Origin of the sequence: Bradyrhizobium sp. SZCCHNRI20481, assembly GCF_032485055.1 — a bacterium.
Taxonomy (GTDB): domain Bacteria; phylum Pseudomonadota; class Alphaproteobacteria; order Rhizobiales; family Xanthobacteraceae; genus Bradyrhizobium.
In genome coordinates, this window is sequence record NZ_JAUEUE010000011.1 from 247,546 (window position 1) to 264,786 (window position 17,241).

At 66.2% G+C, this 17,241-nt stretch carries 14 protein-coding genes; 6 read left to right on the forward strand and 8 right to left on the reverse strand.

All coding sequences use genetic code 11. The annotated features are described in order from the left end of the window. Window positions 1-93 precede the first annotated feature (93 nt). The 3 genes from QX132_RS19660 to QX132_RS19670 all read left to right on the forward strand — a co-directional run bounded on the left by QX132_RS19660 (window position 94) and on the right by QX132_RS19670 (window position 4,270). A complete protein-coding gene (locus QX132_RS19660) occupies window positions 94-819 on the forward strand; it encodes a thermonuclease family protein (protein ID WP_316162503.1) in 726 nt (241 codons plus the stop codon). 155 nt (window positions 820-974) lie between these two features. Continuing rightward, a complete protein-coding gene (locus QX132_RS19665; RefSeq protein WP_316162505.1) occupies window positions 975-2,162 on the forward strand; it encodes a pyridoxal-phosphate-dependent aminotransferase family protein in 1,188 nt (395 codons plus the stop codon). Window positions 2,163-2,170: 8 nt separating this feature from the next. Continuing rightward, complete coding sequence (locus QX132_RS19670; RefSeq protein WP_316162506.1) at window positions 2,171-4,270, forward strand: S9 family peptidase; 2,100 nt, start codon at window positions 2,171-2,173, stop codon at window positions 4,268-4,270. A 195-nt stretch (window positions 4,271-4,465) separates the two neighbouring features. Here the strand turns inward: QX132_RS19670 and QX132_RS19675 are convergent, their stop codons facing one another. The 5 genes from QX132_RS19675 to QX132_RS19695 all read right to left on the reverse strand — a co-directional run bounded on the left by QX132_RS19675 (window position 4,466) and on the right by QX132_RS19695 (window position 9,749). Beyond that, window positions 4,466-5,185, reverse strand: coding sequence for a ribonuclease activity regulator RraA (locus tag QX132_RS19675; protein WP_315773914.1), 720 nt, complete (start codon window positions 5,183-5,185; stop codon window positions 4,466-4,468). Between the two features lie 163 nt (window positions 5,186-5,348). Then, window positions 5,349-7,085: an L-arabinonate dehydratase gene (gene araD, locus QX132_RS19680; RefSeq protein WP_315773915.1), complete on the reverse strand. Its 1,737-nt coding sequence runs from the start codon at window positions 7,083-7,085 to the stop codon at window positions 5,349-5,351. Then, entirely contained in the window at window positions 7,082-7,942 is an 861-nt protein-coding gene (locus QX132_RS19685) for an ABC transporter permease (RefSeq protein ID WP_316162507.1), read from the reverse strand. The genes araD and QX132_RS19685 overlap by 4 nt, the downstream gene beginning before the upstream one ends. An 11-nt stretch (window positions 7,943-7,953) precedes the next feature. Then, on the reverse strand, window positions 7,954-8,718 hold the full coding sequence (locus QX132_RS19690; protein WP_316162509.1) for an ABC transporter ATP-binding protein: 765 nt from the start codon (window positions 8,716-8,718) through the stop codon (window positions 7,954-7,956). Then, window positions 8,718-9,749, reverse strand: a complete 1,032-nt coding sequence (locus QX132_RS19695; RefSeq protein ID WP_315740783.1) for an ABC transporter substrate-binding protein — start codon at window positions 9,747-9,749, stop codon at window positions 8,718-8,720. The genes QX132_RS19690 and QX132_RS19695 overlap by 1 nt, the downstream gene beginning before the upstream one ends. Window positions 9,750-9,872: 123 nt before the next feature. Here QX132_RS19695 and QX132_RS19700 point away from each other — a divergent pair, with 123 nt between their 5' ends. The 3 genes from QX132_RS19700 to QX132_RS19710 all read left to right on the forward strand — a co-directional run bounded on the left by QX132_RS19700 (window position 9,873) and on the right by QX132_RS19710 (window position 15,012). Continuing rightward, window positions 9,873-10,583, forward strand: a complete 711-nt coding sequence (locus QX132_RS19700) for a GntR family transcriptional regulator (RefSeq protein WP_315773920.1) — start codon at window positions 9,873-9,875, stop codon at window positions 10,581-10,583. A 402-nt stretch (window positions 10,584-10,985) separates the two neighbouring features. Then, window positions 10,986-11,420: a response regulator gene (locus QX132_RS19705; RefSeq protein WP_316162511.1), complete on the forward strand. Its 435-nt coding sequence runs from the start codon at window positions 10,986-10,988 to the stop codon at window positions 11,418-11,420. Continuing rightward, window positions 11,401-15,012, forward strand: a complete 3,612-nt coding sequence (locus QX132_RS19710; RefSeq protein ID WP_316162513.1) for a PAS domain S-box protein — start codon at window positions 11,401-11,403, stop codon at window positions 15,010-15,012. Before QX132_RS19705 ends, QX132_RS19710 begins: the two co-directional genes overlap by 20 nt. 99 nt (window positions 15,013-15,111) lie before the next feature. Here the strand turns inward: QX132_RS19710 and QX132_RS19715 are convergent, their stop codons facing one another. The 3 genes from QX132_RS19715 to QX132_RS19725 form a co-directional block, all read right to left on the reverse strand. Beyond that, window positions 15,112-15,747: a response regulator transcription factor gene (locus tag QX132_RS19715; RefSeq protein WP_315717165.1), complete on the reverse strand. Its 636-nt coding sequence runs from the start codon at window positions 15,745-15,747 to the stop codon at window positions 15,112-15,114. Between the two features lie 459 nt (window positions 15,748-16,206). After that, the gene (locus QX132_RS19720; protein WP_316162515.1) at window positions 16,207-16,716 is read right to left on the reverse strand and encodes a response regulator; all 510 of its coding nucleotides are present in this window, start codon (window positions 16,714-16,716) and stop codon (window positions 16,207-16,209) included. 197 nt (window positions 16,717-16,913) lie between these two features. Then, window positions 16,914-17,237, reverse strand: a complete 324-nt coding sequence (locus QX132_RS19725) for a PilZ domain-containing protein (RefSeq protein ID WP_315740788.1) — start codon at window positions 17,235-17,237, stop codon at window positions 16,914-16,916. Window positions 17,238-17,241 lie beyond the last annotated feature (4 nt).

The window sequence follows — 17,241 nt, forward strand, 5'->3', positions numbered from 1 at the left end:
AGCGGCTCAGGCAATCACGGCGCTGGAACCACGGGCCGATCCGCCGCACAATTGCCCCCATCAATCCATCCCAAGGACGTTCCGCGCCCTTTCATGTCGATGAAGCCAGCACTTCTTCTCCTGCTCACGCTCGCCCCGTCGCTCGTCCATGCCGCCGACATCACCGGTCCCGCCAAGGTCCGCGAGGCCGACAGCGTGCTGATCGGCACGACGCGCATCCGGCTCGGCGGCATCGACGCGCCCGCCGTCGATCAGCTCTGCCTGAACAAGAACGGCGAGCGCTGGACCTGCGGCGTGGCGGCGCGTGACGAACTGATCAAGCACGCCGACGGCAAGAGCTGGACCTGTCATCCGCGTTCGATCGATCGCCGCGGTCGCCAGGTGGCGCGCTGCGACGTCGACGGCGAGGACATCCAGAAATGGCTGGTGCGCAGCGGTTGGGCGCTGGCCTATCGCACCATCTCGCACGATTACGAGCCCGACGAGGCCGAGGCGCGCGCCGCCAAGGCCGGCATGTGGCAGGGTGCATTCATCGCGCCGTGGGACTGGCGCGTGCGCAACAAGAAGACCACGATCCTCGGCGCCACCAAGCCACCGGACAGCGCGAAAGCCATCCTGCTCGCCTCGGCCTCGGGACCGGTCGCGCCGTCGCCCGACTGCACCATCAAGGGCAACGTCAACGGCGCCGGCGAGTGCATCTATCACACGCCGAAGAGCCGTTGGTACGCTCAGATCAAGATGCACGTCGCCAAGGGCACGCGCTGGTTCTGCTCGGTCGAGGAGGCCGAGGCCGCCGGCTGCCGCGAGACGAGGCGCTGACGGCCTGACGCGCCGGCCTGCCGGGGCATGCCAGCCCCCCGGCTTCTCCGGCTTTTCTTAATGCGCCGCGCCACGTAAAACGACCATGGGCCAGCCGTGTGCGAGAGCCCGCCACCACCCTCAACCGCCAAACCACATCGCCGAGGACACTGACAATGACCGTTCGCGCGGGCCGGGAGTTTCTGGCCATCCCGGGACCCACCACGATGCCCGACGAGGTGCTGCAGGCGATGCACCGCCCGGCGCTCGACATCTACTCCAAGCAGATGGTCGAGCTGACCGACGGCATCATGGCCGATCTCGGCCGGCTGTTCGCGACCAAGGGCAAGACCTACATCTACATCGCCAACGGCCATGGCGCCTGGGAGGCCGTGCTCTCCAACGTGCTGTCGCGCGGCGACAAGGTGCTGGTGCTGGAGAGCGGCCGCTTCGCGATCGGCTGGGGCCATGCGGCGCGCGCGATGGGCGCCGAGGTTGAGGTGCTCCGCGGCGACTGGCGCCGCGCGGTGCGCCCGGCCGAGGTCGAGGCGCGGCTGCGCGCCGACAAGGAGCACACCATCAAGGCCATCGTCGTGGCGCAGATCGACACCGCCTCGGGCGTCGTCAACGATGTCGAGGCGATCGGCCGCGCCATCAAGGCCGCGGGCCATCCGGCGCTCTATATGGTCGACACCGTCGCCTCGCTCGGCTGCATGCCGTTCGAGATGGATGCCTGGGGCATCGACGTCGCGATGTCCGGCTCGCAAAAGGGCCTGATGACACCGCCCGGTCTCGGCTTCGTCGCGGCCAACGACCGCGCGCTCGAGGCGCATAAGCGCGCCAACATGCGCACGCCCTATTGGGACTGGAGCGAGCGCGAGGGCGCCGAACACTATCGCAAATATGGCGGCACCGCCCCGGTGCATCTGTTGTTCGCGCTGCGCCAGGCCATGGACATGCTGTTCGCGGAAGGGCTGCCGCATGCGTTCCGCCGCCATGCCCTGCTCGGCGAGGCCGTGCGCCGCGCGGTCGCCAAGTGGAGCGAAGGCCAGGTGATCGGCTTCAATATCGTAGACGCCGCGGAGCGTTCCAACACCGTGACCACGGTGCTGGTCGGCGGCGGCTATGATCCGGCCGTACTGCAGACCTACTGCAAGGAGCAGTGCGGCGTCGTGCTCGGCACCGGGATCGGCGACCTCCAGGGCCAGGCGTTCCGCATCGCCCATATGGGCCATGTCAACGCGCCGATGGTGCTGGGCACGCTCGGTGTGATCGAAATGGCGCTGGTGGCGTTGAAGATTCCGCATGGCCGCGGCGGCCTCGACGCCGCGATCCAATGGCTCGGCGAGAGCGTGACCCCGTAAAGGACGACATGACCGACAGCAGCACAAGTGCGCCGGTGGCGCCGCGCCGCCCTTATTCCTTCACTCGCCACGGCATCACCGTGAGCGACGATTATGCCTGGCTGAAGGATGCGCGCTGGCAGGAGGTGCTGCACGATCCGTCGCTGCTCGACGCCGACATCCGCGCCTATCTCGAGGCCGAGAACGCCTATGCGGAATCCGTGCTCGGCCACACCGCACCGCTGCAGAAGAAGCTCGTCGCGGAGATGCGCGGCCGCATCAAGGAGGACGATTCCTCGGTGCCATCGCCGGACGGGCCCTACGCCTACTTCCGAAAGTACCGCGAGGGCGGGCAGCACGAGCTGTTCTGCCGCACGCCGCGCAACGGCGGGGCGGAGACCATCGGGCTCGACGGCGATGCGCTGGCGCGCGGGCATGAGTATTTCAAGTTCGGCGGCAGCCGGCATTCGCACGACCACAAGCTGGCCGCCTGGAGCGCCGACACCAAGGGCTCGGAATATTTCACCATCCGCGTCCGCGACTGGGACGGTGGAAACGATCTCGTCGATCTCGTCGAGGAGACCGACGGCGGCGTGGTGTGGTCGCGTGACTGCAAGAGCTTCTTCTACGTCAAGCTCGACGACAATCACCGCCCGATGCAGGTGTGGCGGCACAAGCTCGGCACCAACCAATCAGACGATTTGCTGGTCTATGAGGAGAAGGACACCGGCTGGTTCACCCATGTGCACGAGTCGACCTCCGGCCGGTTCTGCGTGATTGCCGGGGGCGACCATGAGACCTCGGAGCAGCGGCTGATCGATCTCGATGATCCCGATGCGCCGCCGCGGCTGGTCGCCGCGCGCGAGAACGGCGTGCAATATTCGATCGCGGATCGCGGCGACGAGCTGCTCATTCTCACCAATGCCGACGGCGCGATCGACTTCAAGATCGTGACCGCGCCGCTGGCCGCGCCCGAGCGCGCTAATTGGCGCGACCTCATTCCGCATCGCGCCGGCATCTATGTGCTCGACCACGATCTCTATGCCGGCCATCTGGTGCGGCTGGAGCGCGCCAATGCGCTGCCGTCGATCGTGATCAGAGACCTGAAATCCGGCGAGGAACACGCGATCGCCTTCGACGAGGGCGCCTATTCGCTCGACGCGATGGGCTCCTACGAGTTCGACACCACCAACCTGCGCTTTGCCTATTCGTCGATGACGACGCCGTCGGAGGTGTGGGATTACGACATGGTGACGCGCGCTAGAACGCTGCGCAAGCGCCAGGAAATCCCGTCGGGGCACAATCCGGCGGACTACGTCACCACGCGCATCATGGCGAAGGCGGACGACGGCGCCGAGGTGCCGGTCTCGCTCTTGCATCGGCGCGACTTCAAGGCCGACGGGTCAGCGCCGCTGCTGCTCTACGGCTACGGCTCCTACGGCCATGCGATGCCGGCGTCGTTCTCGGCCAACCGGCTGTCGCTGGTCGACCGCGGCTTCGTCTATGCCATCGCGCATATTCGCGGCGGCACTGACAAGGGCTGGGGCTGGTATCTCCAGGGCAAGCGCGAGAAGAAGACCAACAGTTTCGACGATTTCTCAGCCTGTGCGCGGGCGCTGATCGCGGCCAACTACACGAGCGAGAAGCGCATCGTCGGCCATGGCGGCAGCGCCGGCGGCATGCTGATGGGCGCAGTCGCCAACCGCGCGGGCGAGCTGTTCGCCGGCATCGTCGCCGAGGTGCCGTTCGTCGACGTGCTCAATACCATGCTCGACGACAGCCTGCCGCTGACGCCGCCGGAATGGCCCGAATGGGGCAACCCGATCGAGAGCGAGAAAGACTTCCGCACCATCCTGTCCTACTCGCCCTACGACAACGTCGCCGCCAAGCCGTATCCGGCGATCCTGGCGATGGCCGGCCTGACCGACCCGCGCGTCACCTATTGGGAGCCGGCGAAATGGATCGCGCGGCTGCGCGCGACGATGACCGGTGGCGGCCCTGTCGTGCTGCGCACCAACATGGGCGCCGGCCACGGCGGCGCCTCCGGCCGCTTCAACCGCCTCGACGAAGTCGCGATCGCCTATGCGTTTGCACTGTGGGCGGTGGGCTTGGCGGATAGAAGCGCGTGAGCGCGGCGACTGACAGCAACAGCGAGATGTGTAGCGGGATCTCGCCCGACCAACAGTGTCGTCCCTGCGAACGCGGGGACCCATAGCCACCGTCCCCGGTTGTTGGGCAGGCTGGAGCTACTTTCTTCGTAGTCACATCCGCCTGTGTTTCTGGGTCCCGGCTCGAGGCCGGGACGACAGCGGAGTGTGTGACGGTTACCTGCCGTTCTTCGCGCGCCACGCGGCGAAATCCGCCGGCGTCTGCGGATCGGTCGCCGGATAGAGGCCGAGGATGGAGCGGCCGTTCGCGACCTGCTCGGCGACGAAATCTTCGAACGCGGTCATCTCGAACGTCTCCTCGGCGATCTCGTCGGCGAGATGGGCGGGGATGACGATGACGCCGTCGGAATCGCCGAGGATGACGTCACCGGGAAACACCGGCGCGTCGCCGCAGGCGATCGGGCCGTTGATCTCGATCGCATGATGCAGGGTGAGATTGGTCGGCGCGCTCGGGCGCTGGTGGAAGGCGGGAATGCCGAGCTTGGCGATCTCGGCCGCATCGCGAAACCCGCCATCGGTGACGACACCGGCGACGCCGCGCTGCTGCAGGCGGCTCACCAGGATGGCGCCGGCCGAGGCAGCCCGCGCGTCCTTGCGGCTGTCCATCACCAGCACGGCACCGGGCGGACACTCCTCCACGGCCTTGCGTTGCGGATGGGCACGGTCGCGAAACACCTCGATGGTGTTGAGGTCCTCGCGCGCCGGGATATAGCGCAGGGTGAATGCCTCGCCGACCATGGTCGGCGCGTCCGGATTGAGCGGATGGACGTTCTGGATGCACTGGATGCGCAGGCCGCGCTTAAACAGCGCGGTCGCAACGGTGGCGGTGGAGACGGTCTTGAGCTTGTTGCGGGTGGTGTCGCTGAGTTTGGTCATGCGGTGCTCGTCGTTCTCCCCTCCCCCTTGCGGGGAGGGGTTGGGGGTGGGGGTCCACATCAACGGTGTCGCTTGGGGTACCCCCTCCCCGACCCTCCCCCGCAAGGGGGGAGGGAGCGCACCGGGTGCGCGGAAACAGCGCGGGCTAACGCGGCGCTATGAACTAATAAATCGCGGGCTCCCCGACCGCGGCGCCGAAGCCGGTCTCGAGGAAGTCGAAATCGCAGCCGTCATTGGCCTGCTTGATGTGGCGGGCGAACATCCAGCCATAGCCACGCTCGAAGCGCGGCGTTGGCGGTGTCCAGGCGGCACGGCGGCGCGCCAATTCGTCCTCAGGCACATCGAGATTGATGGTGCGCGCGGCGACGTCGAGCGTGATGCGGTCGCCGTTCTTCACCAGCGCCAAGGGACCACCGACATAGGCCTCCGGCGCGACGTGCAGGATGCAGGCGCCGTAGCTGGTGCCGCTCATGCGGGCGTCCGACAGCCGCACCATGTCGCGCACGCCCTGCTTCACGAGCTTGGTCGGGATCGGCAGCATGCCCCATTCGGGCATGCCCGGCCCGCCCTGCGGCCCGGCATTGCGCAGGATCAGCACGTGATCGGCCGTGACGTCGAGATCGGGATCGTCGATCGCCTTCTTCATCGACGGATAGTCGTCGAACACCAGCACCGGGCCCGTGTGCCTGAGGAAGCGCGGCTCGCAGGCGGAGGGCTTGATGACGCAGCCATCCGGCGCGAGGTTGCCCTTGAGCACGGCGAGCGCGCCCTCGCGGTAGATCGGGTTGGATTGCGGGCGGATGACGTCGTCATTGTAGACGCCGGCGCCTGTGATGTTGTCGCCCAGCGTGCGGCCGTTGACGGTGAGGCAGTCGAGATGGAGATGCTCTTTCATCCGGCTCATCAGGCCGGGCAGCCCGCCAGCGTAATAGAAGTCCTCCATCAGATAGGTGTCGCCGCTCGGCCGGACATTGGCGAGCACCGGCACCTTGCGGCTCGCGGCCTCGAAATCGTCGAGGCCGATATCGGCGCCGGCGCGGCGTGCCTGCGCGATCACGTGGATGATCGCGTTGGTGGAGCAGCCCATCGCCATCGCGACCGCGATCGCATTCTCGAACGCTGGCCGCGTCTGAATCTTCGACGGCGTCAGGTCCTCCCACACCATCTCGACGACGCGGCGGCCGCACTCCGAGCTCATGCGGATGTGCTCGGCATCGGCGGCGGGAATCGACGAGGCGCCGGGCAAGGTCATGCCGATGGCCTCGGCAATCGCGGTCATGGTCGAGGCCGTGCCCATGGTCATGCAGGTGCCGTGGCTGCGCGCGATGCCCGCCTCCATCGCATTCCAGTCGGCGTCCGACAGTTTTCCGGCGCGGCGCTCGTCCCAGTACTTCCAGGCATCGGAGCCGGAGCCGAGCGTCTTGCCTTTCCAATTGCCGCGCAGCATCGGTCCTGCGGGGAGATAGATCGCCGGCAGGTTCATGCTGGTGGCGCCGAGCAGCAGCGCCGGCGTGGTCTTGTCGCAGCCGCCCATCAGCACGACGCCGTCGACGGGATGGCTGCGCAGCAGTTCCTCGACGTCCATCGCCAGCATGTTGCGATAGAGCATCGTGGTCGGCTTCAACAGCGACTCCGACAGCGACAGCGCCGGCAGCTCGATCGGGAAGCCGCCGGCCATCAGCACGCCGCGCTTGACGTCGTCGACCCGCTGCTTGAAGTGCATGTGGCAGGGCTGCGCGTCGGACCAGGTGTTGATGATGGCGATGACCGGCCGGCCCTTCCATTCCTCCTGGGCGTAGCCCATCTGCATCACGCGCGAGCGATGGCCGAAGGAGCGGAGATCGTCGGGTGCGAACCAGCGCGCGCTGCGCAGCTGATCGGGTTGCTTGCGCTCGCTCATGATTGCGTCCCCCAGGTCAGCACGGTCCGGCGCTCGATGGTGCGGAAGATCAGGTTCTCGACCACGAGGCCGATCACGATCACGGTCAAGAGGCCGGCGAAAACGGCGGGAATCTCCAGCAAATTGCGGTTCTCGAAGATGAACCAGCCGAGGCCGCCCTGCCCCGAGGACACGCCGAACACCAGCTCGGCCGCGATCAGGGTCCGCCACGCAAACGCCCAGCCGATCTTGAGGCCGGTGAGGATGGCGCCGAACGCCGCCGGAATCAGGATGCGGATGACGTAGGAAAGGCCGCTCAGCTCGTAGTTCCGGCCGACCATGCGCAGCGTGTTGGACACGCTCTTGAAGCCGGAATGGGTGTTGAGCGCGACCGGCCACAGCACCGAATGGATCAGCACGAAGACGAGGCTGCCGCTGCCGAGCCCAAACCAGATCAGCGCCAGCGGCAGCAGCGCGATCGCCGGCAGCGGGTTGAACATCGCCGTGACGGTCTCGAGGAAATCGGTGCCGATGCGGGTCGATATCGCGAGCACGGTCAGGATGGCCGCCAGCGTAATGCCGGCGGCATAGCCCATGAACAGCACCTTCAGCGAGGTCCAGGCGCGCATCGGAATGGCGCCGTCACGGACCTTCTCCCAGAGAGCAGCGATGGTGTCGGAGAAGGTCGGGAACAGCAGCGGATTGTCGAGATAGCTGCCGTAGGCCTGCCAGATCGCGGCGAGCACGACGATGATCAGGGTCTTGCGCACGAAGCCGTCGTTCCACAGCAGCTCGAGCATGCCGAGCTTGCGCTCGACCTCGGCCGGGGACGCGCTCGCCGCAGCCGTGTCGCGCAGGATGATCTTTGCGTCAGCCATGGGAGCGGCCCTCAATGTGCCGTTGCGGGTTCAGAAAACAGCAGGTCATGGATCTGCTTCTCCAGGCGTGCGGCACTGCCATCCTCGGCCGAGACCTTGTCGACGTCGATGACCTCGGCCTTGACCCGGCCAGGGTGCGGCGACAGCAACAGGATGCGGTTGCCGATCTTGATGGCTTCCGCAATCGAATGCGTCACGAACAGCACGGTGAACTTGGTCTCGCTCCAGAGCTGCAACAGCTCGTCCTGGCAGGTCCGCCGCGTCAGCGCGTCGAGCGCCGCGAAGGGCTCGTCCATCAAGAGAATGTCCGGCTCCATCGCCATGCCCCTGGCGATCGCGACGCGCTGCTTCATGCCGCCCGACAGCGTATGCGGATAGGCATCGACGACGCGCGTCAGCCCGACCTTCTCGATATAGGCGCGGGCGCGGCTCTCGGCCTCCTTGCGCGGCATGCGCCGCGCCGTCAGCAGCGGGAACATCACGTTGGCAAGCACGGTCTTCCATGGCAGCAGTTGATCGAACTCCTGGAAGATCATCATGCGGTCGGCGCCGGGACCGGTGATCTCGCGGCCGTTGATGCGCATCCGTCCCTCGCTCGGCTTGATGTAGCCACCGACCGCTTTCAGCAAGGTGGACTTGCCGCAGCCGGACGGTCCGAGCAGCACGAAGCGATCGGAGCGGTCGACGGAGAAGCCGACACGTTCGGTCGCCGTGATCACGGCGCTGGAGGTCTTGTAGCGCAAAGTGACGCCATCGACATCGAGCAGCGCAGACATCAGTTGCCCTTCAGATCATGGGCGACCGGAAGATAATAGTCGGTCCAGGCCTTGGGCTGGGTCTTGATGGTGCCGATCTTGGCGAGATGCGCGGCGAACTTCATCGTGCCCTGCGGCTCCAGGTTCCACTCCATCATGCCGGGCTCCTTGAGCCAGGCGAGCAGATCCTCGACCGAGGTCTTGTCGCCGGTGATCTCCTTGTAGATCTCCACCGCCGTCCGGGTATCGCTGCGGATCAGGTCTTGCGCCTCCTTGGTGGCGTCGCGGACCGCCTGGATGATCTTCGGGTTAGCGTCCGCGAACTTCGTCGTGGTGAAGAACTGCGCCTGGCTGAGCGGTCCACCCATCACGTCGGGCGAATTCATCACGACGTGCGCGCCGGGGACGTTCTTCAATTCGAGGAACGTATAGGGCGGAATCGAGAAATGGTTGTGCACCTCGTGCTGCGGGTTCGAAAGCGCGGTATAGGCGTCGGGATGGCCGAGTTGCACGGTGTTGGCGTCGAGCTTGTTCCACTGATCGGCGCCGAACGCCTCGGCGGCCGCGATCTGCAGCACGATGGCCTGGGTCGAGACCTTGACGGTCGGCACGGCGATCTTGTCGCTGGGACCGAAGTCCTTGATCGACTTGATGTTGGGATCGCGGCTGATCAGGGTCATCGGCTGTGCGGAGGTCGCGACGATACCCTTCACGCCGCCGCGGGTACGGTCCCACAACAACAGCAGATTGCCGGTGCCGGTGTTGAGAATGTCGACGCTGCCCGACAGCAGCGCATCGGTCTGCGCGCCGCCGCCGGAGAAGGTCAGCCATTTGGTGGTGACGCCGGGCACGCCAAGCGCGGCAGCATGCTTCTCGATCAGCTTGTTCTTCTCGATGATGTGGCTCGGCATGTAGAAGATGCCGGGCTGGCGCGACAGCGAGACCTCGGTCTTCTGCTGGGCCTGTGCGGCGTCATTCCAGGCCGCCGCTACCAGCAGCGCGGCCAGCAGGCCGGCGGCTCGTGCGGCCGAGCGCCCGAACTTCTCGAACATGGGACATCCCTCCTTGCGTGCCGGCTCCTTCTTGACGGCCGGCGGAGAGATGCACTAATGCATTAGTGCATCTCTGACAAGGGCTGTTCTGCCCTGCGACATTCGAGCCGGACGTCCGACCAAATGGCATTGCCCGCGACGCCTGCTGCGGTTCTCCCGCCCGAACGGCTCGATCCGAGCCGGCGCGCGGCACCGCAGGTCTTCGAGCGGTTGCGCGACCAGATCATCGCGCTGGCGCTGCCGCCGGGAGCGCCATTGTCGCGGCCGGCGCTGCAAGCCGAGTTCGGCCTCAGCTCGACACCGATCCGGGACGCGCTGATGCGGCTGGCCGAAGAGGGCCTGGTCGACGTCTTCCCGCAGCATGCGACCCTGGTCAGCCGCATCGACGTGGCACGCGCGCAGCAGGCGCAGTTCCTGCGCCAGGCGCTGGAGCTCGAGATCGTGCGGCTGCTCGCGCTGACACCGGCGGCGGCCCCGATCGACGAGCTGCATGCCCTGATCGCCCAGCAGAGACGGTTCGCCAAGGACGGCAACTTCACCTCGTTCACGATCGTCGACAACGCATTCCACGAGCGGCTCTACACCGCCGCGGACAAGCACGAGCTGTGGAGTCTGGTCCGCAGCCGCAGCGGTCACATCGACCGGCTGCGCCGGCTGCATCTGCCTTCGCCCGGCAAGGCGCAGACCATCCTGCGCCACCACAAGCAGATCGTCGACGCGATCGCCGCGGGCCGGCCGGACGAGGCGCAGACGCATCTGCGCGAGCACCTGACCGGCACGCTGAGCGACCTCGCGACCATTCGCGGCCGCTGGCCGGACTATCTCAGCGGCTAGCGGCCCGCCCAATCGGAGGACGTAAGCGGTGTCACGCCGCATCCCGGCATGTCGCTCCTGTGGCCACTCCGTCCCGTGCAGGTCCGCATCGCCTCCCACCCGTCGCGCCGCCCGGGATCGTAGGCCTTAGACATGTGCTCAAATATTGTGCATTCAGCGCAACTGCCCTCGCCGGGACGGGGCGATTGTGAAGCGCTCCGCGCCATGCAACTACGGCGCGAGCGCCTCGAATGCAGGCACGGCGCCCGGATGGTCCACCCTTCGCCCGCACGGGAGATCGATCATCGCGTCCCATCCTGCATGTGACTTGCGCGGCGAAGCGCTTGCGGCGCGCCGCGAATTGGGCAAAACCTTTACAACTGACCGTTGGTCTTGCTGCCAGCCAATCGGGAGATGCGGAGCGTGGCGAAGATTCTGGTCGTGGACGACGATCCGCTCATGCAGCTGACAATTCAGCGCGTGCTCGAACGGGCCGGTCACGTCGTCGGCATCGCCGGTGACGGCCAGAAGGCGCTCGTCCGCTTCAAAAGCGAGAGCTTCGACCTGGTGATCCTGGACATCTTCATGCCGGGCATGGACGGGCTGGAGGCGATGCGCATGATCCTCAAGCAAACGCCGGGTGTTCCGATCATCATGACCTCGGGACGTCCCCACACCCCGACCTCGATGTCAGAGCCCGACTATCTTGCCATGGCCACCAAGCTGGGAGCGGTTTCCGCATTGCCCAAGCCGTTCAAGCCGGCAGCCCTCCTGACGATGGTTTCCGATTGCCTGGCATCGGCAGGCGATCAGGCTACTCGACCCAGGCTAGGCCACGATGCTGTTCCGAACTCCTGACAGCCGAAGCGAAGAGCCCCTGCTGAGCGGCGCGCAGCCCGCGAGCGAGGGTCCGCGGCTCGGCGGCCGCATCACGCTGACGACGCGACTGGCTGTCGCGATGATCCTGCTGGTCGCGATCGCGGTGTTCGCCGTCGGCTGGCTCGGCTACCGCAGCCTCGAGCGGGCGCTGCTGCCGCGCGCGCTCGATCGAATCGAGTCGCATTCGCGCCTGATGGCGACCGAGCTCGAAAACTATGTCGGCGGCGCCCGCAACGACATCAACGGCTATCGCGCCTCGCCAAATCTGGCAACGTTGATACGCACGCTGAAGACGGGGGCTCCCGATCCCCGCGAAGGGCTGCCGGCGCAGTCGTGGCGCGAGCGGGTCGCAATGCGCTACTTCGCCGAGCTGCAGGCCAAGCAGACCTACGCGATGATCCGCCTTGTCGGGATCGAGAACAATTATCGCGAGCTGATCCGGGTCGACCGGCTCGGGCCGGGCAATACGGTGCGGATCGTTCCGGAGAACGAGCTGATCACGCGCGGCGAGCGCAACTACATCAAGGAGACGCTGAGCCTGCCGCCCGGCGGCATCCGACTCTCGCCGATCATTCTCGACGGCAACACGACGGATCCCAAGACAGGCGTGCCGATGCTGTGCGTCGGCACGCCGGTGTTCGCGCCGGACGGCAAGCCGTACGCGATCCTGATGATCGATCTCGACATGCGCCCGATCTTTGCGCATCTGCGCGCCGCGGCCCGGCCGGGCGCCCAGCTCTACGTGGTGAACGCCCGCGGCGACTATCTCTTCCATCCCGAATCAGACCGGGAATTCGCCTCCAAACGCGGCCGATCGACGCGATGGCAGGACGATTTTCCGACGCTCGCCGGCGCGACGGGCAGCGCCGAGAGTTTCGCGCAGATCCTGCACGACGAGGCCGATCGTCCCGGCGGCGTCGCCTTCGCACCGGCGCTGCTCGCGGGACAGGAATGGGTGGCGGTGATCGAGACGATCCCGAACACCGCCTTCATGGCGCCCGCCCTCGCCATCCGCAAGACGGCGATCGAGGTCGGCCTGATCGCGATGCTGTGCGCAGCCGCGCTCGCCTTCGTGGTCGCGCGCTCGCTGACGCGGCCGATCAACCAGCTGACCCAGGCCGTCGAGGGCGTGGGCCGCGGCGAGGCGGTGAACATTCCGCTCGAGGCGGTCGGCGAGACCGGCGTGCTGGCGCGCGCCTTTGCCCGCGTGCTGGACGAGGTTCGCACCAAGACCGCCGAGCTCGAGCGCGAAGTCCAGGAGCATTACCTGACCGAAGCGGCGCGCGACCATTTCGCCGCCCGCGAACGCCTGTACAGTGCAGCGGTGGAATCGTCGAACGACGCGATCGTGACGCTGTCGCTGGACGGCACCATCACTGCGTGGAATCCGGCAGCCGAGGCCATGCTGGGCTACTCCGCCGAGGAGGCCGTGGGCCGCCGTGCGGATTTCCTCGTGCCGCCAGAGCGCATGGCCGAGGCCCAGGACATTCTGGCGCGCATGGCCCGCGGCGAGCGGATCCAGCACTTCGAGACGGTGCGGATCCGCAAGGACGGTGAGCTGGTCCAGGTCTCGCTCAGCGTCTCGCCGATCAAATCACCGACGGGCCAGATCATCGGCGCCTCCAAGATCGCACGCGACGTCACCGAGAGCCGCCGGACCGAGCTGGCGCTGCGCCAGCAGACCGAGGAGCGGCGGCGCATCTTCGAGACGTCGCGGGACCTGATCCTCATCACCGACCGCAATGGCATCCTGGTCCAGGTCTCACCGAGCGTGGAGACGATTCTCGGCTATACGCCGGCCGAGATGATCGGCCGCAGCGGCGCGGATTTCATCCACTCCGGCGATCTGCTCAAAGCACGCGAGGAGCTTCGCGCCTCGCGCCTCGGCCTGCGCGCACGCACCTCCGATTGCCGCTACGTCCACAAGGACGGCCGCGTGGTGACTCTGTCTTGGACCTCGAACTGGTCGGAGCCGGTGCAGCGCCACTTCTTCATCGGGCGCGACATGACCGAGAGCCGGCTGGCGCAGGAGACTCTGCGGGAGAGCGAGCAGCTCGCCCGCAACATCATCGAGACCGCGCTCGATGCCTTCGTCCAGGTCGACGACAACGGCGCCATTCTCAACTGGAACTCCCAGGCCGAGAAGATCTTCGGCTGGTCGCGCGCCGAGATCATCGGCAAGGACGTGTTCGACGTGATCACGGTCGGGGACGTCGGCGAGGAGCTGCGCGAGGCGCTCGGCCGCATCCTGATGACCGGACAAGCGAGCGCGCTCGGGGTCGGCCGTCGGCGCGAGGTCATGGTGAAGCGGCGCGACGGCCGCGAGTTCAAGGCCGAGCTCAGCGTGACCGCGCTGAAGACCCGCAACGGCTTCGTGCTGAACGGCTTCTTCCGCGACCTCACCGACAAGATCGCGACCGAGGAGCGGATCCGCCAGTCCGAGAAGATGGAGGCGATCGGCCAGCTCACCGGCGGCATCGCGCACGACTTCAACAACATCCTCACCGTGATCACCGGCACAATCGAGATTCTCGCCGCGGCCGTGGCCAAGGAGCCGCAGCTCGCCGCGATCACCAGGATGATCGACGAGGCCGCCGCGCGCGGTGCCGATCTCACCCAGCATCTGCTCGCCTTTGCGCGCCGGCAGCCGCTGCAGCCGCGCGAGGTCGACGTCAACACGCTCATGATCGACACGGCCAAGCTGCTGCGGCCGACGCTCGGAGAGCAGATCGAGATCGAGTCCGTCTTCCAGGACGAGACCTGCGTGGCGCATGTCGATCCGAACCAGCTCGCCACGGCGGTCATCAACCTCGCGCTCAATGCCCGCGACGCGATGCTGAATGGCGGCAAGCTCATCCTGGAGACCGGCTGGGCCGACCTCGACGAGAACTACGCAAGTCTCTACGACGACGTGCGGCCCGGTCGCTACGCGATGATCGCGGTGAGCGACAGTGGCAGCGGCATTCCGGCCGCCATCATCGACAAGGTGTTCAATCCGTTCTTCACCTCGAAGGGGCCGGGCAAGGGGACAGGGCTCGGATTGTCGATGGTGTACGGCTTCGTGAAGCAATCGGCCGGACACATCAGGATCTACAGCGAAGAAGGCCACGGCACCACGATCCGGATGTACCTGCCGCCGGGCAGCGAAGAGGCGGTCACGGAGCCATCGGGCGCCGCGCCGGCGATCCAGGGCGGCCAGGAGACGATCCTGGTGGTGGAGGACGATCGGCTGGTGCGCGGCTACGTTCTCGCCCAGCTCCATGCGCTGGGCTATGCGACGCTGGAGGCGGCCAATGCCGCCGAAGCGCTGGCGATCACCAATGCCGGGGAGCCGTTCGATCTGCTCTTCACCGACATCATCATGCCGGGGACGATGAACGGCCGCCAGCTCGCATCCGAGATCCAGCGGATTCGCCCGGCGCAGCGGGTCCTATTCACCTCCGGCTACACCGAAAATGCCGTGGTGCATCACGGCCGGCTCGACGAGGGAATTCTTCTGCTGCCGAAACCGTACCGCAAATCCGAGCTCGCCAAGATGATCCGCAAGGCGCTCGCTGCCACCGAGGCTTGAGCAATGCGGCTTGACCATGCGGCCTGACCAACGCGGCCTGGCGCTTGCGATTGCCGCTGCTCCAGAGCGAGGCCACGTGCGGGCGGCCCGGCCATCGGCTCAATTGGCGCGCGACGCCGTCATCACGATGCGGATCAGATCGGCCGCGTTGCGCGCGCCGAGCTTCTTCATGATGTTCGCGCGGTGATCCTCGATCGTGCGCGGGCTGATGCCCAGCGTGCGCCCCGCCTCCTTGTTCGAGGCCCCCGCCGTGAACTGTTCCAGGACCTCGCGCTCGCGCCGCGTCAGCGGCTCGCGGCCGGGGAAATGCAGCGAGCCGATCTTCGGCGAGGCGTTCTCCTTCTGCCGCCGCGCGAACGCGCCGATCGCCTCGTTCAGACGGGCCACGATCTCACTGCCGCGGAACGGCTTCTCGATGAAGTCGAGCGCCCCGTTCTTGATCGCATTCACGGCCATCGGGATGTCGCCCTGGCCCGAGATCATGAAGATCGGCGCCGGATAGTCCTCGCCGTGCAGTTCCCTGAGAATGTCGAGACCGGACTTTCCGGGGATGTGCACGTCGAGCAGGATACAGGCCGGTGTCCTGCTCCGCGCCACCGCCAGGAGCGCGGCGCCGTCCGCAAAACAGATCACTTCATACCCACCCGCCGACAAGACCATCGAGAGGGTGTCACGCACGGCTGGATCGTCATCGACGACAAAGATCTCACCGCGAGAAGTTGTTTGTTCGGCCATGGGCGATTGCTCTTGCAAAGGAGAAGAAACAATGAAAGCGCGTGTTATGATACCATACTCGTCGGGTGCTTTGGGCACCCGTATTTGTACGGTTTATGGTCCTAACCCACAAGTAGTAGCTGCAGATCGGTGACCGCCTTCACGAGACCACGATCTGGACACGATCTCAAGGCAGCCGTCGTGAGCGGCATGCTGCTCTGCAAAACACATCAACGTCGACAGCGTCATGATCGACATCAAGCTCTGATCGCATCGGCGTTGCCCGCTTGCACCACGCCGAACGGGCATGCTCGGTGCCAGACCAGTGCACGGCTCTTGCCACGAAAATCTGCACGGCATTTGACACAAGACGTGCAGCCGTCAGTCGGCCCTTGCCCTCGTCTTGATCAGAAATCGGCGGTATTTGGACGTTGCACAGGATGTGCACTCTGGACCGCGGCTTGTGCCGATGTAGGTCTCTCAGGACCGATGCTTCGCGGCAACACTTTCGGCTGCGACGCCGCCCCAGGTGTGGACCACGGGCAGGCCGAGCGCAGTCTTGCCGAGATTGGCAAGGCAGATGCGCAGCGCCGCCAGATCGACCGGCTTCGGCAGACTCTGCAGGTCGATCCCGAGCGAGCGCGCGAGCAGCCGGGCCTCAATTCGCTTCGCCGCATCCATGCCGCTGATTACGATCACGGAACCGGCGAAGCGGGTATCTGCGATGACCTTGAGGACCTCGGTCCCGTCGCCATCCTCGAGCATGAGATCGAGCGTCACGCAGTCGAAGCGCTTGTTGCGCACCTCGCGGATCGCATCGCGGCAGGTGGCCACGACCGTCACGGCATGGCCGGCCTGCTTGGCCGCCAGCGCGATCAGCGTCCGCTGCGCGGCGTCGTCGTCGACGACCAAGAGCTGCAACGCGCGCCGTTCGCCATCGTCCGCGCGCTCCGGCCGGCTGGGTGCAAGTTCCGAACTCATGACCGGCATTGGTCGTTCCTGGAAAATTTGACCGAGGTCATTGTCATACACGTCCGACCCTGCGGCGGCGTAAAGCGGTTCTCCGAAAAATGGCCCCCGGCCTTAGGACTTGCGCAGGATCCAGGGCGACGCGTCTCCTCGTCGCTTCGCGCGCGGAAGCTTCCCGAGCGGTGGGCGAGCGATGCGCCGCGCTGCCGGAAGGCGAATTAGTTGACGGTCGTTTCCTGGCCGGCGGAAGCGTTGCCACGCTTCTTCTTGTTCTTTCCCTTGATGAACTGGATGTCCATCTCCGAGCCGTTGACCCGGACCAACTCGCAGCGGCGGTAGGCGAGCCCCGTCGAGGACAGCAGCAGAAAGAACTCCTTCAGGTTCAATCCCTGGATCGATCCTTCGACCGTCAGCACCGCGTCGTTGTCCGAGATGGCGTTGAGCTGGCAGTCCCTGCGCCAGGTCCCGTCGATGCCCATGATGCAGACATCGTAGCCGCGGCTGAAGGTGACGCGCTCCGTACCTTTGTTCTCGTCAGACATCTTC